Here is a 20,907-nt window from a genome sequence, read left to right as displayed (position 1 = left end):
GAATCTTATTCACTAAAAGGAGTGGATTCGATGGAAATGTATCAATGGCTAACCGCAATTCTCGTTGGTGGCATTACTGGCTTCGTTTCCCATCTAATCAATAACCAAGGTAAGTTATTGCTTCCACGCCGTTTGAAAACTTTTTTTCATTTTGGATTTTTAACTGATATTTTCACTGGTAGCCTAGCCGCACTTCTTGGACTCGTTTTATTCGATGTCACCGCAATAAAGGAAATTATAAAAGTCTCCATTGTGACTGCTATTTCCGGTCAAACTTTTTTACTTCACCAAGCTCTAGGTGGTGAGCAGGCTAAAAATACGCAAATTGGAAAAGCTGATGAGAAGATTCAAGAAATTGACAAATTATTACGACGTTAGTCTATACTTTCTTTAAAAATTATTGTTATAATGAAAAATATATATTTTCTATTGCGTCGTTTGTCAGAAGAAAGGGTGTTTCGTATGACAAAAAAGAAAATAGAAGATTTCTTAACAAACACCGAAAAAGAGGAACTGCTAGAAAACTATAAATGTTTACGAGAAGCCCGCACAAAAAGCGAAGCTAACTATTTTGGTGAAGAAGTAAACCATCTACTAAATAAAGCAAAACAACGAATTATTAAAGATGCAGGCATACATGATGAAAATGCAGCAACTGTTCAATCAAAGAGAAAAGCGCTGTTTTAGTGATATTAGCTAAAACAGTGCTTTTTATTTACAAAGATTTTCACCATAAGCATTTTTCACATTACTTTCACATCTATTTCACAAATATAAGTAATCCTATATGTTAAACTAAGTATATCCTTTTCCAAGGAACTATATGCCGATATATAAATCCCTATCTTTATAGGGATTTTTTATTTTTATACTATATGCTGTTTATATAGCATAAAAGAAAAGGAGCTTAGCATGCGATCTTCCCCTTCCTCACTACTCTTCTAATATTAACTCGATTTCTTTCATTGCCCCTTCATTCAATGATACATCCACCGCTTTCACACTTTCTCTTATTTGCTCAGCCCGCTTTCCACCAGGTATAACAGTATCAATTCCTTCTTTATTTAATAACCATGCTAACGCTAAATGAGGCAATTCAATATTATTTTCTTTAGCTACGTCTTTTAACTTTTCAACTTTTTTAAAGTTACCTTTATATATATTTTCTTCAAATAGATTTACACTTTGACGCCAATCCCCTTTATCTAAGTCAAAATATTCTGTGTATTTACCACCTAATATCCCAAAGGCTAGAGGCCCATACGGTATAAATGAAATACCTTCTTTTATACAATACGGCAATAGTTCTTCCTCGGCAGTACGATTTAACATATTGTAAGGCGATTGTACAACATCAATATGACCATGTTGATTCGCTTCTTTTAATTGTTCTATGTTTACATTCGATATTCCAATTGAACGAATTTTCCCTTCTTCTTTTAAACGAGTAAGCTCTCCGATTGAATCTATGTAACTTGTTTCAGGATTTGTAAAATGTAAATAATATAAATCAATATAATCAGTCTGTAATCTTCTTAAGCTATTCTCCACAGCATTTCTTAAATAACTTGGTTCATTGTTAATATAAGTTTCTCCATTTAATAACGGTTGAATTCCACCTTTTGTAGCAAGTATAAGCTCATGACGTTTTCCCTTTAATACCTCTCCTACTAATTCCTCTGATCTACCGAAACCATATGAATCTGCTGTATCAAAAAATGTAATCCCTTGCTGAATAGCTTCTTCTACTAATCGCTTCCCTTCTTCTTCATTCACATCAGCATATAAATTATGTCCCCCTACTGCATTTGTACCTAAACCCAACTTTGAAATATTTAGTCCTGCCTTTTGCAATTTTGTATACTTCATTTTTTCTCCCCCTATATTTCTATTGTTCGAATATATTCGAACAATAGAAATATAGCACTTTATATGTTATAGTGCAAATATCTTAACTTATACAAGCAGGTGAAATATGCGTACACTCTATCATCCAAATCGAGAAGAAATTCAATTTTCTTCTGTCTTATATGCACTTAGCGATCAAATTCGTTTACAAATTGTAAATATGTTACTAGAGAAAAACGAACAATCTTGTGGCGCTTTAAACATTCCTATTGCGAAATCAACTTTATCTCACCATTTCAAAGTTTTACGTGAGTCAGGTGTTATGTACACGCGCCTTGAAGGAACACAACGTTTCATTTCAATTCGTGTAGAAGATTTAAATGCTAGATTCCCAGGTTTGTTACAAGTTGTATTACATGCGACAGAGCCATACTAAAAAACATCTCACTTACAAATGAGATGTTTTTTAGTATTTGTTATTCTTTTAATAGATCTATTAATCCATTCCCTTCAGATGTACGCTCATATCCTAAAGGTACAGTTCTTTTAATAAGTTGCGCGTATATTTCTGGCTCTGATAACTTTCTGCCATATTCTCTTTCGTACTGCTTAATGAGAAGTGCTAATGCACCAGCGACATGCGGTGTCGCCATTGAAGTTCCACTTAATACAGCATATTTCCCCTCTGGATACGTAGATAATATTTCATCACCTGGCGCTACTAAATCAATTTCTTGATTTGAATTACTAAAACATGCGATTTTCCGCTCTAAATTGACAGCACCAACTTCAATTACTTCAGCATAAGCACCTGGGAAATCTAGTTCCTCCGTATTATCATCACAATCTCCATCATTTCCTGCAGCACATACAACGAGAACATCTTGATTTACTGCATTTTGAATAGCTTCATGTAATTCCGGAACGTCTTGCGGACCACCAAGTGACATTGAAATAACTCTGACTTCTTCTTTATTAGGTCCTCTCCAATTTACAGCGTAATGAATCGCCTCAATAATTTGCTCATAGCTTCCAGAACCATCTCCCGCTAAAACCTTTAACACTAACATTTTAGCAAGAGGTGCGACTCCTAAAACACCGACATCATTTTCAGTCGCTGCAATCGTCCCCGCTACATGAGTCCCATGGCCGTTATTATCAAGGTAAATGTTCGGATCTCCTTCATAATCTTTCGTGAAATTTCTCCCACCAATAATACGATCTTTTAAATCTATATGATTAATATCACAACCTGTATCTAATACGGCAACGACAACATCTTTTCCTTTCGCACTCTTCTCCCATACTTGTGGAGCGTTAATCAGTTGTACACCTGGTGGAATTTCATTTACTTGTTCAACCACCTTATTTACGGTAAACGGAATCAATTGTATACCTTTTTGTTTATTCGCTGTACTACTGTTCATCGTAATCCCTCCTGAAAATATATTATTTTCATTTCAGACCACTATTGAATAGGTTTACATTTAACATTCGTTTTAACTGTTCTATTTTCCTTCATTTCAAATGTTTCTCAATATAACTTACCAACATTTATCCCGTGCTTTGCAGGCAATAACAGTTCAAATCATTCAATGAATGTATAAAAATAAAAGGACCATTAAATGGCCCTTTTATAGTTTTTTTAAAGAATCATATATAATCTTTAAAATATTATAAATGAAAACTAAATCTCACTTTTTTTTAAAAACTTCTCTATTTCTTTTATTAAATGTTTCGCTCCATCTATACTAACAGTAATGTTTCCATTTGCTAATGATATGTTCTGATCTGAAACATCACCTGTTATTTGACAAGCATTGTAAGGTTCATATTTTTGTAAAATGACTTTATCTTCATCTACGAAAATTTCAAGTGGTGATTTAATTTGTATACCTAATACATCTCTTAATTCTTTAGGAATAACAATTCGTCCTAATTCGTCTACTTTTCGAATAACTCCTGTTGCTTTCATATTACTCCCCCCTTACTCTCTATTAATTTTCCACCTCGCTTTTTCCATTTTATCACTTTTTGGCAATACTTGTATCTTTTTAGAAAATTTTGTACTCAAGTTAAAAAAACACAGTTAACGAATACGTAATCTCTCTTTCAATTGTTTTAAATAACGAGATCGTATTATTAAGAAGTATACAACTTGAATTCCTACGAAAATACTTAATACAATTGTATTTTCTTTAAACAGTGAGTACTCAAACATCTGTCCTAGCGCAGTTAACGCTACTGCCCCATGTAATGTTGCAACACCTATCGGAACGAAGAATAAAATTGCCAATCGAATTGTAACTACTTTCGATAATTCCCCACTCGTTAAGCCAACTTTTCGAATCATTTCAAATAACCGAGTATCATCCTCCAAATCAGAAAATAAACGGAAGTAAAGGAAGCTTCCTGCACATACGAAAAATACAATACCAATAAAGAAACCTACAAATAAAATTGGTCCTGCGATTTGTAAACTTTGGTTTTGTTCGTACTCTTCTGCACTAAACGTTGCATGTTCTTCATAAGGCTTCATCTGACTCGTAAGTTCTTTACCAACCTCAATTTCATCTTTCATTCCTTCAGTTTTATACATATAATCTTTTGTTTCTATAAATCCACCTTGTAATGAATCATATTGATTATTAGGGATTACATAAACATTTCCTCTTAATATTTTCCCCAATGAAGAAGAAGTAACTTTTTTCACTTTTAAATGTTCATTCATATTAGGTAAAGTAATTTCTTTTCTTTCTTTCATCGGTGGTCCTGGTATTTCGGCCGACAAAAATAAAATCTCTTTATTTGCTACAGTATTAAATGGTTCTCCTGTTAACTTTGCATATTCCTTATACTCTGATTCTTTTATAAAAATGGCGCTTCTTAATGACTGCTCCTCCGTTTTCTTCGATGAGATATTAGTTTTTGAAGCTGCTATATTATGTTTTTTTAGTCCCTCATCGATGATCTTTAGATGCTGTGATTCATTACTATTCCCTTGCTTAGAGTGGTAATGAAACGCAATTGGCCTCTCCATAATCCCTTTCGTCATTGATGCAAAGCCAACTAATGTACCTATTGCCGAAAATGCTACAGTTGAAATTATCGTTACAATAAAGAACATTCTTGCGTTATCTCTCATACGGTACGCTAAATCTGACAACGTAATAATATTTGTCTGTGTCCAATAGAAACGTTTACTTTTTTTACATAGCCGAATAATAAAGACACTCAACTGCTTGTACAGCAAATACGTACCAATAATGACTACCGTTGTAACCGGAATCATCATCACAAATACCATAGCACCATGTGACATAAGAGCGCCTGTATAACCAGTACTAAGCAATACTACTGCTAATATAGAAGAAATACTCGATGCTTTCGGTTCTGGCTTCGCCTCTGCTGATCCTCTAAACAATTTCATAATATTATTTTTACGAACCATTCCGGCACTAAATAATGAAATAATCATAAATAATATGAAAAACATAATACTCGTTACAACAACTGCTTTCATTGGAATGTAATAGGATAAGGAAATATCTAGTTTTAATATCATTGGGGCTACAAAAATTAATACTCCTGAAAACAACATACCTGAAAGAATCCCGAAAATAATTGCCCCTATTCCAATCATAATATTTTCAAAGAAGATAAGACGCTTTAATTGATATTTCGTCATACCAAGCATCATTAAAATTCCTAGTTCACGCTTTCTCGTTTTTAAAAACATTCCCATTGAATATAAAATAAAGAAGAATGTAAATACGTAAATAATAGACTGTGCAAACGACATACTTACAAATACATACTGTCCTAATTCTCCTGCACTTAATGCCGGATGAAACGCAAAAAACGAATATACAAAAAAGGCCATAATTGCAAATGCACTACTCAAAAAATATGCTGAATATGTCCGTCTATTTCGCGTTACATTCCGATATGCGAGTTCTCTAATGTTCATATTACTTCTCCGCCCTTCTACTAACTATGCTTTTATAGTAGTAAAGTAGGGAAATACCTTCCATCGATTCAAATGACAAAAACCTTACATTTTTGAAAGGTAAAAAAATTGCTTAAACGAAACAGTTTCATTATAATGACTACATTCATATTCATACACACATCCTATTGTATATTCGTTAGTTTTGCGAAATAATAAAGGATAGAAGTATGTACCAATATATACATAAAAATTTTTTATTTACCGCTTTAATATGAATAGGAGGAAAACATAATGACATTACAAGAACAGATTATGAAAGCATTACATGTTCAGCCTGTAATTGATCCGAAAGTAGAAATTCGTAAACGAGTTGATTTCTTAAAAGATTATGTAAAAAAAACAGGTGCGAAAGGATTTGTACTTGGAATTAGCGGCGGCCAAGACTCTACATTAGCAGGACGTTTAGCACAGCTTGCAGTTGAAGAAATTCGTAACGAAGGTGGTAACGCAACGTTTATCGCTGTACGTCTTCCTTACAAAGTGCAAAAGGATGAAGATGACGCACAATTAGCATTACAATTTATTCAAGCTGATCAATCAACTGCATTTGATATCGCTTCAACCGTTGATGCCTTTTCAAATCAATACGAGAACTTATTAGGTGAATCATTAACTGATTTCAATAAAGGTAACGTGAAAGCTCGTATCCGTATGGTTACACAATATGCAATTGGTGGACAAAAAGGTCTACTTGTTATCGGAACAGATCATGCTGCAGAAGCTGTAACAGGATTCTTTACAAAATTCGGAGATGGTGGTGCGGATTTATTACCATTAACGGGGTTAACGAAGCGCCAAGGACGTGCTTTATTACAAGAGTTAGGTGCAGATGAGCGACTTTACTTAAAAATGCCAACAGCTGATTTATTAGATGAAAAGCCAGGTCAAGCTGATGAAACAGAATTAGGCATTACTTACGATCAATTAGATGATTATTTAGAAGGTAAATCAGTTCCAGCTGACGTTGCAGAAAAAATCGAAAAGCGTTACACAGTGAGTGAACATAAAAGACAAGTACCAGCGTCAATGTTTGATGATTGGTGGAAATAGAACATAAAAAAGAAGCTAATCTTTTAGCTTCTTTTTTATATGTTAGCGATATACCCCTACTCTTTTCTCCAATAAATCTTGCAAGCAATCTTCATGTTGTTTACAAAATAACGGAGGCATTTTGTCTAATGGGAAAAATTTTAAATCTAACGTTTCATCACCGTCTATTTTTTTATTCCCTCCAACTATTGAGCATGAAAAGCACATCACAATTGTCTGTGCTTTATCTCCATTTGGATATGTTTGAAAATATTTTGTATACACTCCAATAAGCTCATGTATTTCTACATCATACCCAGTTTCTTCTTTTATTTCTCGAATCGCAGTTTCCGCAGCCGACTCTCCTATCTCCATTGCGCCACCTGGAAAGCCCCAAGCATTAAAGTCTCCTCTTTTTTGCAGTAATACTTCTCCCTCTTTATTAAACACAAAACCACCCGCAAAGTTTAAGAAAACATAATCATGTCCTACTTTTTCACGTAATTCTTTTATATAATCGGCCATTTCCTTTCCCCTTTTCATACGTCTTCCATCGTTATCTCGCTATTTGCCAGGCAGTAAGATCCCCACCTCAAAATGTAGCGGAAGCAAAGAAATTAGGTGGGATATCAACTACTCGTAAAAGCCTTCACTTTATTTCTTATTTATTTCTAGCAATTCAATAATTCGATCTAGCTTCTGATTCATATTGATAACATGTTGTTTTTTTGCAGCGCTACTTTGCAATAATCTTCTAATAAACAAAGTAAATGATAGGAAAAACAAAACGATAAGTCCGATTACTAAACAAGTATATATCAATATAAATATATTACTTTCGAACAAATCCATTCAAATTCCACATCCTTCCTTTTTATTTTATCACACAATTCTGTTTTTTAAAACGATACATAATAAAAAGAGCACCTTTTACAGATGCTCTTCTTCATTACTTAATACGTAAATGTAATTGTCGCTAATGAATAACCTGCCATTGCACTATATGGTGCTACTTGATAAGATACACGCTTTGCACCTTTTGGCCAATTTATTTCATTTAATACTTTCTTTATATCTTGCATTGTTCCATCCATGGACTGCTTATATCGTACTTCTACCTTTTCTGGTTTACTAGCAAATTGTTGCTGCAACTTTTGCTTAAATTCATTATAATTTTCCGCTCCGTATTGTGCAGATAAGTATTGTAAATTTGTTTCTTTTAACATTTGCTCATATACGACGGTTTTTGAACTACCAGCTTTTATTTTGTTTGTTAACTCACCAAAGTAACTTGTAGTTGCCGCTGGATATTTACTACGATCCCAGTCGTGGTCTTTACTTAATTGTTCGTCAGACATATTAAAATATGAATATGTTACACGTCCAGCTTTATCTGGTACTGGATCATCGAATGTAGTATCAAGGTGGTACCATTTGTTTTCAATGTTCACTAAATTCCATGCATGAGCTTGTCCATTTCCTGTACCAGTTACAATATGATTTTGAATACCTGCTTCTTTTAGTAATTCATATGTTAATAATGTATACCCTTGGCAAACAGCAGAACGGTTCGCTAACGCTTCATATGCTGTATACGCTTGATAAGAAGTGTCGTATGATACATGTTTCACAACATAATCATGAATAGCTTTTACTTTTTCATGCGCATCCATTCCTGGCTTTACAATTGAACTTATAATTGCTTTCGCCTGAGATTTTACATATTGTGTTTGCTCTTTTGATTCACGGTATTTCACTTGTAGTGTAAACGAATAGTTCCCTGGCATCCCTTTAATAGAATATCTAGTAGAGGCTACATTATATTTTACATACTCATCAGCATCTACGATTTTATTAAACTCGCCGTACAATTGGTCCATAATCTTTCTAGCATCTCTATCTTTTGTTTTATATGTGATTGTAATATTTTCTTCACGATTATCAATCTGTTTTTTTAATTCTTTTCTGAAATCATCTAATAACTTTGCATCTGATTGTGTCGTCACTACAGTTGGATTCGTAGCTGCATAAGATACAGTTGACGATTGTAAGCCTCCCATTACAATCGTTGAACAAAGTGCGGCAGCTGTCATATACTTACTTGTCTTTCCCATCTTGTCACTCCTTATATTCTATAACTATACGAAAAAGTATCGTATAGTTTCAGAGTATACAATACTTTTCAAAATAGGTCATATGAGATTATGCATATTAATTAATTCACATAAAAAAGGTTGCTCTTTTAAAAAGAGCAACCTTTTTTATTAACAAGTTTGTAACACACAGCATGTATTTTCAAAACGTCGATTTTTCAAATCTTCATTACCAATACAGAAATATAACATTCCTAACTCTCCCCAAACCATATTACAATTTTTATGATCTGAATCGATTTGGAATAAAAGCGTCATTTGCTGTGGATCTATCCCCATATATTCTCCTGTCTCATGTAGTACTTCCTCTTGTACAGAGAATGGCTCACCAAACATTTGATGGTTATCGTAGTTATCTGGGATTAGTTCTTCAAGTAATTGCAAGAAACGATCTGAATCGGCCTCATCTTCAATGAAAAGTTCTGGTAATTTATACGTCAGTTCAAAAGTAATTGCGCATTGATTATATTTCGCTTGCGTTTCATCCGCTCTTCGTAATTGCTCTACTGGAACATCATAATAAAGTACGCGCCCAGCTTCCATTGGATTCACATCTTCTTCAAAGTAATTTTCAATGCTAAAGAAATATAACATTCCTGTCTTAGGTAGATTGTGATTTATACGAACGTTTTGTAAATCATTTAGATTAAATTGCGCGATAAAATGTAACGGATTTCCTGTATACATTGGATATTCAAATGTATCCGGTAAATCAGGAGCTCCCCCCATTTTTGAACTACCAATCGCAACCGTTTCTTGCTGCTCAGGCACAACTTTTACACAAGGAAATACAGTATTAATAAGTTCCTCTTTTAAATGTGTCAGTCCATATTTATCAATTAACACTTCAATTTTGTTATCCATATATTCTCCTTACATCTCTATACTTATTTGTATCATAGCACAAAGATTATACTCCATTTATCACAAAATCAACAAGCCTTCCAAAAAACGGGCTTATCCCTCATACGCGAACAAGTTTAAAAAAGCATAGTATACATTGTTCCTACAAACACGATAGTTCTTTATTCCTTCCAGTACATTTTCCCTTCGTTCATTTTTAATTTAAGGAGGAATTCCACATGGGTTACGGATATAGTTGCGGCGGTTACGGTTACGGCGGTAGTTGTGGTGGATGTGGTTATGGAGGTTTCGCTTTATTAATCGTTTTATTTATCCTTCTAATCATCATCGGAGCTAGCTGTTGGGGCGGCTTTGTAGGCTGCTAGTAAACTTAAAAACTATTGTAAAAAAAAGCACGTATATTACGTGCTTTTTTTACATTTTCATTTTTAGAAAGGAAGTATGTGCAATGAAAATTGATGGTGTTTTTGAAGGAGGCGGTGTGCGTGGAATTGCACATGTAGGGGCAATTTGCGCGTTAGCTGAAAAAGGGTATGAATGGGAGCGTGTAGCTGGAACATCGGCTGGTGCTATTATTGCAGCTCTTTTAGCTGCTGGCTATACTTGTTCAGAATTAAAAACAATTATAACTGATATTGATTATAACAAATTTATGAAGAAAACTTTCCTTGATAGAATCCCGTTTATCGGTAAAGGAATAAGTGCATGGTCTACTCTAGGTATTTATTCCAATGTATTTATAGAAGAATGGCTTGAAGAATTACTACGAAAAAAAGGAGTTCACTTATTTACAGATTTACCTGATTTAAACAAACTTAAAATTATTGCTTCTGATATAAGCAACGGTAAAATGGTTGTCTTTCCCGATGACTTGCCAAACTACGGATTTTTAAATTATCGCTTCTCGATTGCTAAGGCAGTAAGAATGAGTAGTACCATTCCTTTCTTCTTTGAACCAGTAAAATGGAGAACACCAAAATGGAAACAACCTTGTTATATGGTTGATGGTGGGATTTTAAGCAATTATCCCATTTGGATTTTTGACTCCCCTACCTCACCTCGCTGGCCAACTTTTGGATTTCATTTTGTAAAAGATGAAATTCAAGCTGATCCCGCCCATTATAAAGAGCCCATTTCCATGTTCAAAGGACTATTTAAAACAATGATGCAAGCTCATGATTTACGGCATTTAGATAAAGAATCAAAAGCAAGAACAATTACAATTCCTACAGGGACGATTACAAGTACAAATTTTGAATTAACGAAAGAGGAAAAAGAATGGCTTTACAATTCTGGTTATAACTCCGCAAATAAGTTTTTACAATCTTGGAACTTCAAACAATATGTTGATGAATATAGAAATAGAAATCAAGATCGCAAAACCAATCGATTTTTCCGTCAGCTTGACTCATAATATTATTATTTTCATACGAGATTTCTTGACGCTTTAATAATAAATAAGCCTAGTAATTTCATATATTACTAGGCTTATTTACCAACTACGTACCCCACACATTGCTTACGGATAAGTTAACCCTTTCGCTTCTTCCGCGGTAATTACTATGTAACGATTTCCCGTTCTTAATCCTAGCAGTTCTGCTTTTTCGACTGCGTCCTGCTTCGTCTCTGCATAAGCAGCTAAATATTTATCTCCATCGATAATTTGGCAAATTACATATTGTTTCATCACTTTCTCCTTTTACATTTTAATTAGTTGTGCAAGTTTTTTTATACCTATTTCAATTTCTTCTAACGTTGCATATGAATACGATAGTCGCAAAAATTGGTTTGCACTTCTATCATACAAAGTACCTGGATTTAATAAAATCTTTTCTTGTAAAGCTTTGTCAAATAAGCTACGATTCGAAACGGGTACATTCATATGTAACCAAATATAAAAACCACCTGTCGGTTCATACCATGTTGCTATTTCACGACAATATTTCTCTAACATATGTAACATAAAATCTCTACGTTTCTTCAATTCATTTCTTACAAACTGTAAATGTTCATCATATAATCCATTTGTAAACCATTCTGCTGCAATTTGCTGGGATATAGAACTCGAACCATAATCTGTTTGCATTTTTATATCTGCCAACCTTTGAATTACTGATTCAGGTCCAACAATCCATCCAATTCTTAAACCTGGACTAATCACTTTAGACATACTCCCGATATGTAGTACAATTCCGTTTTTATCATATGCTTTTAAAGGCTTTGAAACAGGCTCATCAAACCATAAGTCTTGATACACTGCGTCCTCTATAATAGGCAATCCAATTTCATTACATATCTCCATTACTTCTTTCCGCTTCTCTGCATTCATACTAAAGTTCGTCGGATTATGAAAAGACGGAATTGTATATAAAATAGATGCGTTAAATTGCTTCTTATATTTCGCAATATATGATGCATTTAATCCATTCTCATCCATTGGTATTCCAATTAAACGCATTCCTGCTGATTGAAAAACATTAAGCGAATATAAATAGGATGGTTTTTCTAGTAAAATCGATGCCCCTTTCGGAAGAAGCCCCATAGAAATAAGTTGCAACGCTTGAATTGCTCCTGAAACAATTAAAATAGAATCAGGAGATACATATACACCATGCCCTTTTAAGTAGCCCGCAATTTTCTCCCTTAAATAGAGATTTCCTTTCGGCTCTTCATACCCAAGTGGCACGTTTGATTGCAACAGCTTATTCATTATTAGTTTCATCTTTTTTTCAGGTAAGAGACTCGGCGCGAGTTCACCTGTTCCTAAACGAATTACATGCGGATAAAATTCAGCTTGATTAATATCTTGAATAGCAGGAAGGTTCGGATAATGAAGCCCTGTTTCTACATAAGACTGCCAATTAGGAGGCGGAGCATATGTTGAAGTGTTCTCATTATTATTTACAACAATCGTTCCCTTTCGGCCATTTCCCTCAATGTACCCTTTTACTGCTAGTTCATCGAAAGCCATTACAATTGTACTTCGATTCACACCAAATGTATGTGCCAAATCTCTTTGTGAAGGTAACTTTGTTCCAACAGTCCATTCTCCATTAACGATTCTTTCTTTTATATACGTTTCTATTTGTTTATACAAAGGAGACGCTAAAGACATATCAGGCTTCCAAACTAACCTTTCCATCATACATATCACCTTACATTCTTTTTGGTTGGTGACCTCCCCAACCATATGGATGGATACAAATTTTCATTTCTTCTATACAATATACACTATCATAATGAATTAAAGTAGGAGGTAATATAATGAGTGAAGCGATTATTCACGGTATCATCCTTGCATTTGGCCTTATCATTCCATTAGGTGTCCAAAATGTTTTCGTATTTAACCAAGGTGCGAGCCAACCTAATATTTGGAGGGCAGCCCCTGTAGTATTAACTGCTTCTCTATGTGATACGTTACTAATATTAATTGCAGTACAGGGTGTATCCCTTGTACTCCTTACTTTTTCTTGGCTAACGACGACATTATATACGATTGGATTTATCTTTCTCATATATATGGGCTTCGTTATTTGGAGAAGTAAGCCTTCCAAAGATGTAAAACAAGAAAAAAGCATGCCTTTAAAAAAACAAATTATTTTCGCTGTATCGGTTTCGTTATTAAATCCACATGCGATTTTAGATACGATCGGTGTAATTGGGACAAATTCTATTCAATATATAGGAAGTGAAAAATGGGCTTTTACATCTGCAACGATTATCATTTCTTGGATTTGGTTTATTAGCTTAGCTTTAGCTGGAAAGTTTTTAAAGAGGTTAGACTCAACTGGAAAGACAATCGTATTATTAAACAAAATTTCAGGCCTCGTCATATGGGGAGTCGCACTTTATATGTTAAAACAAGTTATTTTCCCTAACTAAATTAATAGGATTGCACGCTAATTATAGGCCATGCAATCCTATTTCAAATTATGCAGTCGGTTCTGGCTTCTGTTTTATTACCTTTTCATCTTTTGCTGGTTTAATCCAAATCATTGCTATAACGGCACCAATAACAGCGAAAATACTTGTCAAATAAAACACTTCATGGTCCGACCCTTTCATAAAAAATGAATATAGGGGTGGTCCAGCTGCTACACCGATAAATCGCATCGAACTATAAAATGACGTAACCGTGCCTCTCTGCTCCTTTTCAATCCCTTGTGTAATTAGGGCATCTAAACATGGGAGTGCCATACCAATTCCTACTCCCATAATAACGAGACATAGAAGTAGTAAATAGATCCCTTTTATAAATAAAGGGATTATGACTGATGCCGCAGCCAGTAAAAAGCCAATATAAATACACTTCTTCATAACATTTTGATTATCTCCAATTTTTTTACCAGCCATATATGAACTAATCGATAATACAAGCAAAGGAATAGCAAGTACACACCCTTTCCATATACCATGAATGTCATACTTTGACTCCAGTATAGTAGACAAATAAAAGAGAATTCCGAATAAAATAAGCATTATAATTGCACCTAGTGCAAAAATGGCAATTAACCATCTTCCCTTTTCTCGAAACGTAGAGATAATAGCTTGAATAAACTCTTTTAGTGGTGGTACTTCTCCTTCTTGTTTTTTTGCTTTTACTAGTACCAGTAATAAAACAATCGATACTACACATAAAACTGGAATCGCCCAAAATGGTAAGAACCATACAATGGCAGCTAGAGCAGATCCTAAAATAGGGCTGAGTACTTTTCCAAATGTATTTGATGTCTCAATGATTCCTAAACCTGCGCTAACCTGTTTTTCATCTTTGTATAAATCACCAACACACGGTATAACAACTGGCATTGCACCAGCAGCACCAATACCTTGAATCGCTCTACCGATAAGTATCCAAACGTAGGGATTATCAACTTTCCATGATACCCAACCAGTTACCGCTCCTCCGATAGCCGCAATCAGTAAACTCGGAACCATTACCATCTTCCGTCCCCATCTATCTGATAAATAACCAGCAATCGGTATAAGTAAAATTGCAACTATGGAGTAAATTGTAATAATCATGGATACTTGAAACGATGAAATATGTAATTTCTTTTCAATAGTCGGCAGTATTGGAATGAGCATTGAATTCCCTAATGTCATAACAAGTGGAACTGATGCAAGCGCAATTAAACAACAGTTTTCTTTTTTTAACATGTTGACTTCGGAACCTTTCATCATATATTTCTTACCATATAATAGCCCTGGTGGAACGTAATTTTTCATTCCACCAGGGCTATTACATCTTTACTACTTCCCATTCATAACGAAAGAAATTGGGTAAAATATAGTATTATTCCTATTGTTTGAATCCAGTTCGCTATATATCCATACCAATTAATTGAAAAAAAAAGAAAGGAAGAATCCTTCCTTTCTCCTATAACCTTCTACATTTAGCGAGTATATCCGCCACCAAGTTGTTGTTCTGCCATCGCTACAAGGCGTTTCGTGATTTCACCACCTACAGAACCGTTTGCACGTGAAGAAGTTTCAGCTCCAAGTTGTACACCAAACTCTTGTGCAATTTCATATTTCATTTGATCTAGAGCCGCTTGTGCTCCATGTGATGCTAATTGATTAGAATTACGATTTCTAGCCATTACCAATCACCTCCTTGATATATATATAAATTGTGCCAAATTCGAATTTAAATACATGGTAATTTTTGGTTATTTTTAACTATAAAAAAAGAGACTCTAAATAGAGACTCTTTTATCATTTTATATTACGAAGTTACTACCTCTAATCTTCTATCTGTTAATACTTTCATTTCTTCTTTTAATATATCTTTCGCGTTGTGTCCAAACCATTCTAGCGAAGCAAAATAGTCCGTATCTCGCACTTCCCGAATGATATCATCATAATTTACAATACCTTCAAATAATGGAACCATACCAATACGACTTCCCGCTGCGGCATATACATTATTAGGTTCAAATACATGTAAATAATCCGCTGACGATATATTCTTAAAATGGTAATGTTGTATCCACGGTCTTAGTCGATGAAAACTGTCTATTGGATCTGCACCAGACTCCCATATATGAAGAAAATCAAGGTTTATTTTCAAATTCGGATGGTCTACTTCTTCTAATAACTCCAAAGTAGACGGCAACGTGTCCGTTAACGTATTTGGATGTGTTTCTAAAAGTACATACATATCATGCTGAGCAAATAAATCACAAATCTTGTGAATTCGCTTTACATACTCTTGTCTCTCTTGTTTCGAGAAGTCTACACTCCCTTTTTGTCCGGCAAACGTACGAATTTTATTCGTATTAAACCAATTTGCTAACATTACGAGTTGTTCACATTTCCCCATCGTTTTTTCAAAATCTGCTGATAATGATATGTCTAAATAATCACTTATCATCGTAATTTCTAAGTTTTTATCCTTTAAAAAATTCAACTCTCGTTCTGTTGTTTCACGCTCTTGCACATACAAATTTTGTGCATGAGTTCCCCACAATTCAATTCCTTCAAAACCGTTTTCATATGCAAATTGAACAATATCAGTAAATGAAATTAATTGATGACGAAATGAAATGGTACATAGCGAATATTTCATAACTTTAAACTCCCCTATCTTAAATTCAGTTAGCTTTTTAAAGAGTTACGACAGACTGATTTGTTTTCATACCTTTCCATGATAGAAACTGTCTCTCTAATTCCTTCTTAATTTGCAGTTCAATTGCATTCATTTCATCCAGTTTTTCAATAATCGATACGAGCATACCCTTATTATTCGTCATTGCCATTTTAATTGCACGATACTGTACATTTGTAAATCCTTGTACAATATCCTCTACCCGATCACACCAATAATCAAACTCCTCTTCCGAGTATTGTAACGTTTCACGGAAGTATGCAAAGGCATGTTCATAACTATATTTACGAATTGCAAGTACTGGTATTTGTTTTACTGCTACTACAAGCTTAGAGAGCGAATACCCCTCTTCCTCATTTGCCATTTTTATAATTAAATTTTTTAATTCCATAGTCAGTTCATTATCATACTTTTTGAATGTCTCAGTGAAATAATTAGCTACCATTTCTTGCGTCGGCTCCTGAATCGCCTCTACATCAATGAAATAACCACCACCAAATGGATTATCTTGAACAGAGTGAATCACTTTTTCTCTTTCCATATTCCCTTCCCAACGAAAATCAGGATCTAACATGAACCATTCTTCTTCTTTCTCTGTCTTCGATATCATTAAATAATGCGGAAATGGTTTTTGGTGAAACTTATTTTCCCTCTCTGGTAATAAAGACATATCCACCATTACAATTACATAACGATTTTCCGGCTTATTTTCTACTAATTCTAAAAATGTTTCTACATTTCTATCTTTATCTTTTGCATGATCATACCATTCGTTCACTTTAATACCATACAGTTTTTCATACCAAAGTAAATAATTATCATGGTTAATGTTTTCGGAGTGATACGAAATAATTCCGCCTTCTGTTATATCAAAGTCTCCATCCCATAGTCCAAAATAAAATGGACGAAAATCTATATCACCACGTCTTTTTATAATTTCACAAAAACAGCTCACTAAACAGTGCACTTTAATTGAAGTCATACTCTCATCCACTTTCTCCAAGGTTAGCTATTCACATTTGATTCTTGTAACGGCTGTAACTCTTCCATAAAATCAAGTAAAGATCCTACAGTAAGAAACGCCTTTGGATCTACCTCATCCTCTGGGACACATAACTTCAAATCCATTTCTATGTATACGATAAGCTGCAACATCATTACCGAATCTATATATAAATCTTGATTTAAACGCATTGTTTCTTCTAAATGCGTTACATTTTTCAGTTCCATTTTTTCTGTCATAATTTTCAGCACTGCACTCTTTAACGTTTCACGTCTCATGTTGTAACCTCTCCCATCTCTAGTAACTTTCTACTTACTTTTCCAGTTTTATTTTTCGGAATTTCAGTTACACTTTCAATTTCATGCGGAACTTTATAAGACGGTAAGTGCTGAATACACCATTCTCTTATTTGTACTGGGTCAATATGAGAGATTACTTTCGCTTTTACGATTTCTCCCATCACTGGATGTTTCCCTCGGTATACAATGGCTTCTTGAATACCTTCTAATCGAAGCATCGTTTCTTCCACCTCTATAGGAAACACTTTTAACCCTGAAACATTGATTACATCATCCATACGCCCCATAAAGTGAAGGCCGCGCTCAGATTCATACCCTAAATCTTTCGTATAAATTTCCTTCCCAGCAATTTTCACTACGATTTCTTCAGGCTCGTTTTCATCTGATCCTATGTTTATACTTACATGTGGAAGTGGTTTTCCTAAATCTAAATGACTCTCCATATCATGACATATACTAATACAACCAGCTTCAGAACATCCATATTGCTGCATCATGTACGTTGTCATTTCATTTAGTTTATAAAATAATGTTTCGGGCAAAGGTGATCCGGATGTCATAATTTTATGAAACTGGAACGTTCCTAGTGGAAAACTCCCCATAATATGTAGCATCAATGGTACTGCATATATGATATGTTTTTCTGTATTGCGAATAATATTTAATGCGAATTTAGGGTTTTTATTCGTAATAATTATAGGCTTACTTCCTCTTGTAATAGAAGATAACGTACCACATATTAATCCGTATGAATGTGAAACAGGAGCCATAACAATCGGTACTTCATCTTCTTCACAATTTAAAGCTTCATTATAAGCAACGATTTCAGTATCAACTTCCGTCCATGATCTGCAAATCAATTTCGGTTCTCCCGTGGTTCCTGAGCTATATTGCAATAAAGAAGGCTCTTGTAGTAATGAATTCACTACTTCTAATTTTGTAAATTCGCTACATTCTCCATATAAAAGTCCCGTACAATTTGCACGCCTTGCCATTTTAATAGCCGTATCTTTTGGTGTATCTTCATGTATAAGAAGTACAGATGATTTCTTTTCTTTTAAGAAAAACACAAGTGTAATAATATCAAATGGATCTTTCAGACAAAGTGCAAATCTATTTCCTTTTGCTGCTTGAAATTGTTCCATTTCCTCGTAAACTTGTAATCTCGATTCAAAATCATTTTTACTATACTCTTGTTTATTAACGATTAGCATAATTTCCCCCTGTAACAAATGATTTTTGTATGTTAAGTTGCTTTGCACTATACAATGGATTTGGAACTTCATGAACAAGCGATTCTACATCCAAATATAAACGACGCTTCGTTAATTGCTCCGCATAGAAAGTAGCTGTGTATAATTGAATGGATTCAAATCTCTCTTTCAAATGTGGATATTTTCTAAAATGATTTTCAATTTCTTCGACAATCATCATCCAAAAACGTTCTTCTTTCCATTCATATTCATCCGCAAGTATGAAAGCTAACTCTCCTAGATTAAATAAGAAAAGTGCATCTAAAACCATCTCTTGCAAACATTCGATGCGATCCATTTCAAAGAAATCATTCATTTTTCCGTTCACATACGTTTTATGCATTTTTGTAAACTCAGGGCATTTGTCAATTTCTTTCAAGTATGGACGATAAAACTCAAGTCCTTCATGAAAGTCCTTTAATGCAACCCGGACAGGTAGCCCTTCTTTATGGACTAAAATCATATTTTGACCGTGTGATTCTAATGCGATCCCGTGCTCTACAACAAGATGTAAAACCGGTATTATCGCTTTTTGAATAAGTACTTGCAGCCAATTTTCTATTCCATATTTGTTTAACCATGCATCAATAATTGGTGTACTATCTTTCTTTTTTGCATATAAGCCATTAAAGGGAACTGCATCCTCTTGTTTATCTACATATTTGTGAACGCTTTCACGCCAAATACATCCTAATGAACCATATGTAGCTTTCTTATTCGTATCATACGTTACGCTCGAGAATTCCTTTAATAAAATCAAGCGCGATTCATCCCTTAAATAAGGATCCTGACTTACGACATCACTTAACCAATTTGATATAGCTGGTGCACTCACAACCGAATGTGGTTTCAACGTACGGATAGTTGAAGTATTAAGTAAATTCATCGATAACTTAACATACGGCTTCTTTGGATTCGTCATATTTCTTAACGTTCTCATTGACTGTTGGGCGCAGTAATCATCCGATGATTCCCCTAAATAAATCACATATTTCCCCTGTATATGATCAGCATAATTAGGAATAATAAAGTTCTCCCACTGCCAAGGGTGGACTGGGATAAACAAATACTGTTTTGGATTACATCCCATATTTTGAATACGATTTATATATTCTTCTATTCTCTGCACACCAATTTCTTCTGTTAAAGTATTGCTATAAATCATTTCATTTTCATAACCTACAGTCGCATATTTCTTATGTGCTGCAATCCATATGAGTTTTATTGGCTTCATGAATTCATATCCATATTGAAAATTGTCACGATATTGAAATCCAATGCGCGCTTTATAGCTAGGATGATACGGGTGACCGTCTATTAAATGGCTTTCAAACTCATCGTAAGATTTTCGAGTATATTCCTCCCTTTTATTTCTTTCATATTGTGCAATCGTGTCTTTAAATATTGTTTGTTCTAATTCGTGAATAAAAGAATCTAATCTAGTTCGTTCTACGTTAACAACCCGAAAAACTTCTTCTAAAAATTGCGACACAGATTGTATTTCTTGTTGTTCATCTTGCACTCGTATTAGTAACGAGTCTACAGCAATACGTCCAAATGTCATCCTTTCTCTTCCGTGGCATTGGTACGAAACATTTTTGTTTTCTTCATCAAGTCCTTGTATAATAAAAAGAATTTGTTCTTCCTTCTCTACACGAACTGGCGTTATTATCCCCTCATAAATTAACGATTCTACTAACTGACGTAACACCCTTCTTCGCACTGAAATGTATTCTTCTGATTCAAGTGCCTTCAATATTTTCGTGTGATACATATCCACTTTCATAAACTCCTCCACTTATGACGAAATACCAAATTCCATTATTTGTATTACGT

At 34.3% G+C, this 20,907-nt stretch carries 24 protein-coding genes; 7 read left to right on the top strand and 17 right to left on the bottom strand.

All coding sequences use genetic code 11. The features are described from left to right. The first annotated feature begins 30 nt into the window (after positions 1–30). A complete protein-coding gene (locus JDS95_RS08055) occupies positions 31–378 on the top strand; it encodes a DUF4257 domain-containing protein (protein ID WP_000426310.1) in 348 nt (115 codons plus the stop codon). 84 nt (positions 379–462) lie between these two features. Then, a complete protein-coding gene (locus JDS95_RS08050; protein WP_000162608.1) occupies positions 463–687 on the top strand; it encodes a hypothetical protein in 225 nt (74 codons plus the stop codon). A gap of 246 nt (positions 688–933) precedes the next feature. Here the strand turns inward: JDS95_RS08050 and JDS95_RS08045 are convergent, their stop codons facing one another. Continuing rightward, positions 934–1,869: an aldo/keto reductase gene (locus tag JDS95_RS08045; protein ID WP_199690366.1), complete on the bottom strand. Its 936-nt coding sequence runs from the start codon at positions 1,867–1,869 to the stop codon at positions 934–936. A 106-nt stretch (positions 1,870–1,975) separates the two neighbouring features. Here JDS95_RS08045 and JDS95_RS08040 point away from each other — a divergent pair, with 106 nt between their 5' ends. After that, entirely contained in the window at positions 1,976–2,284 is a 309-nt protein-coding gene (locus tag JDS95_RS08040; protein WP_001259904.1) for an ArsR/SmtB family transcription factor, read from the top strand. 40 nt (positions 2,285–2,324) lie between these two features. Here JDS95_RS08040 and JDS95_RS08035 read toward each other — a convergent pair whose 3' ends face one another. The 3 genes from JDS95_RS08035 to JDS95_RS08025 all read right to left on the bottom strand — a co-directional run bounded on the left by JDS95_RS08035 (position 2,325) and on the right by JDS95_RS08025 (position 5,818). Then, positions 2,325–3,275: a serine protease gene (locus JDS95_RS08035; RefSeq protein ID WP_001089055.1), complete on the bottom strand. Its 951-nt coding sequence runs from the start codon at positions 3,273–3,275 to the stop codon at positions 2,325–2,327. Between the two features lie 260 nt (positions 3,276–3,535). Beyond that, positions 3,536–3,823: an AbrB/MazE/SpoVT family DNA-binding domain-containing protein gene (locus JDS95_RS08030; protein WP_000648323.1), complete on the bottom strand. Its 288-nt coding sequence runs from the start codon at positions 3,821–3,823 to the stop codon at positions 3,536–3,538. A 114-nt stretch (positions 3,824–3,937) separates the two neighbouring features. Further along, entirely contained in the window at positions 3,938–5,818 is a 1,881-nt protein-coding gene (locus tag JDS95_RS08025) for an FtsX-like permease family protein (protein WP_144467159.1), read from the bottom strand. 273 nt (positions 5,819–6,091) lie between these two features. Between JDS95_RS08025 and nadE the strand changes: the two genes are divergently transcribed. Then, positions 6,092–6,910: an ammonia-dependent NAD(+) synthetase gene (gene nadE / locus JDS95_RS08020; protein ID WP_000174898.1), complete on the top strand. Its 819-nt coding sequence runs from the start codon at positions 6,092–6,094 to the stop codon at positions 6,908–6,910. A gap of 42 nt (positions 6,911–6,952) precedes the next feature. On the opposite strand, the gene JDS95_RS08015 is transcribed toward nadE, so the two are convergent. From JDS95_RS08015 to JDS95_RS08000, 4 genes are all read right to left on the bottom strand, one after another. After that, positions 6,953–7,414, bottom strand: a complete 462-nt coding sequence (locus tag JDS95_RS08015) for an NUDIX hydrolase (protein ID WP_000796418.1) — start codon at positions 7,412–7,414, stop codon at positions 6,953–6,955. A gap of 129 nt (positions 7,415–7,543) precedes the next feature. Beyond that, complete coding sequence (locus JDS95_RS08010) at positions 7,544–7,741, bottom strand: DUF4083 domain-containing protein (protein ID WP_000362875.1); 198 nt, start codon at positions 7,739–7,741, stop codon at positions 7,544–7,546. Between the two features lie 101 nt (positions 7,742–7,842). Beyond that, positions 7,843–9,003 (bottom strand): transglutaminase domain-containing protein, encoded by a 1,161-nt coding sequence (locus tag JDS95_RS08005; protein ID WP_000520819.1) that lies wholly within the window; start codon positions 9,001–9,003, stop codon positions 7,843–7,845. 150 nt (positions 9,004–9,153) lie between these two features. After that, positions 9,154–9,906: a YwqG family protein gene (locus tag JDS95_RS08000; protein WP_000368924.1), complete on the bottom strand. Its 753-nt coding sequence runs from the start codon at positions 9,904–9,906 to the stop codon at positions 9,154–9,156. A gap of 218 nt (positions 9,907–10,124) precedes the next feature. On the opposite strand from JDS95_RS08000, the gene JDS95_RS07995 reads away from it, so the two are divergent. Together JDS95_RS07995 and JDS95_RS07990 are read left to right on the top strand one after the other, a co-directional pair. After that, complete coding sequence (locus tag JDS95_RS07995) at positions 10,125–10,271, top strand: YjcZ family sporulation protein (protein WP_000540425.1); 147 nt, start codon at positions 10,125–10,127, stop codon at positions 10,269–10,271. Between the two features lie 83 nt (positions 10,272–10,354). Next, positions 10,355–11,320 (top strand): patatin-like phospholipase family protein, encoded by a 966-nt coding sequence (locus tag JDS95_RS07990; RefSeq protein ID WP_000686793.1) that lies wholly within the window; start codon positions 10,355–10,357, stop codon positions 11,318–11,320. A gap of 105 nt (positions 11,321–11,425) precedes the next feature. Here JDS95_RS07990 and JDS95_RS07985 read toward each other — a convergent pair whose 3' ends face one another. Beyond that, positions 11,426–11,593: a DUF3933 family protein gene (locus JDS95_RS07985; RefSeq protein ID WP_000816372.1), complete on the bottom strand. Its 168-nt coding sequence runs from the start codon at positions 11,591–11,593 to the stop codon at positions 11,426–11,428. A 12-nt stretch (positions 11,594–11,605) separates the two neighbouring features. After that, entirely contained in the window at positions 11,606–13,051 is a 1,446-nt protein-coding gene (locus JDS95_RS07980) for an aminotransferase-like domain-containing protein (protein WP_106080521.1), read from the bottom strand. 119 nt (positions 13,052–13,170) lie between these two features. Between JDS95_RS07980 and JDS95_RS07975 the strand changes: the two genes are divergently transcribed. Further along, the gene (locus tag JDS95_RS07975; protein ID WP_199690365.1) at positions 13,171–13,788 is read left to right on the top strand and encodes a LysE/ArgO family amino acid transporter; all 618 of its coding nucleotides are present in this window, start codon (positions 13,171–13,173) and stop codon (positions 13,786–13,788) included. 48 nt (positions 13,789–13,836) lie between these two features. Here the strand turns inward: JDS95_RS07975 and JDS95_RS07970 are convergent, their stop codons facing one another. From JDS95_RS07970 to JDS95_RS07940, 7 genes are all read right to left on the bottom strand, one after another. Continuing rightward, positions 13,837–15,066 carry a bacillibactin exporter BcbE gene (locus tag JDS95_RS07970; protein ID WP_033661262.1) on the bottom strand — a complete coding sequence of 410 codons (1,230 nt, stop codon included), beginning with the start codon at positions 15,064–15,066 and terminating at the stop codon, positions 13,837–13,839. A 236-nt stretch (positions 15,067–15,302) separates the two neighbouring features. Beyond that, complete coding sequence (locus tag JDS95_RS07965; RefSeq protein WP_000113546.1) at positions 15,303–15,509, bottom strand: alpha/beta-type small acid-soluble spore protein; 207 nt, start codon at positions 15,507–15,509, stop codon at positions 15,303–15,305. A gap of 125 nt (positions 15,510–15,634) precedes the next feature. Next, positions 15,635–16,477 carry a sugar phosphate isomerase/epimerase family protein gene (locus JDS95_RS07960; RefSeq protein ID WP_000877704.1) on the bottom strand — a complete coding sequence of 281 codons (843 nt, stop codon included), beginning with the start codon at positions 16,475–16,477 and terminating at the stop codon, positions 15,635–15,637. 37 nt (positions 16,478–16,514) lie between these two features. Then, positions 16,515–17,498 carry a DUF6005 family protein gene (locus JDS95_RS07955; protein WP_000200694.1) on the bottom strand — a complete coding sequence of 328 codons (984 nt, stop codon included), beginning with the start codon at positions 17,496–17,498 and terminating at the stop codon, positions 16,515–16,517. Between the two features lie 23 nt (positions 17,499–17,521). Next, positions 17,522–17,797, bottom strand: coding sequence for a petrobactin biosynthesis protein AsbD (gene asbD / locus JDS95_RS07950; protein ID WP_001250762.1), 276 nt, complete (start codon positions 17,795–17,797; stop codon positions 17,522–17,524). Next, on the bottom strand, positions 17,794–19,032 hold the full coding sequence (locus JDS95_RS07945) for an AMP-binding protein (RefSeq protein WP_000909554.1): 1,239 nt from the start codon (positions 19,030–19,032) through the stop codon (positions 17,794–17,796). Before JDS95_RS07945 ends, asbD begins: the two co-directional genes overlap by 4 nt. Further along, on the bottom strand, positions 19,019–20,857 hold the full coding sequence (locus JDS95_RS07940; RefSeq protein ID WP_000861776.1) for an IucA/IucC family protein: 1,839 nt from the start codon (positions 20,855–20,857) through the stop codon (positions 19,019–19,021). Before JDS95_RS07940 ends, JDS95_RS07945 begins: the two co-directional genes overlap by 14 nt. Positions 20,858–20,907 lie beyond the last annotated feature (50 nt).

It is taken from the genome of Bacillus cereus group sp. N24, assembly GCF_016483345.1.
Lineage (GTDB): Bacteria > Bacillota > Bacilli > Bacillales > Bacillaceae_G > Bacillus_A > Bacillus_A toyonensis.
This window is presented reverse-complemented; position numbering and strand designations above follow the sequence as displayed.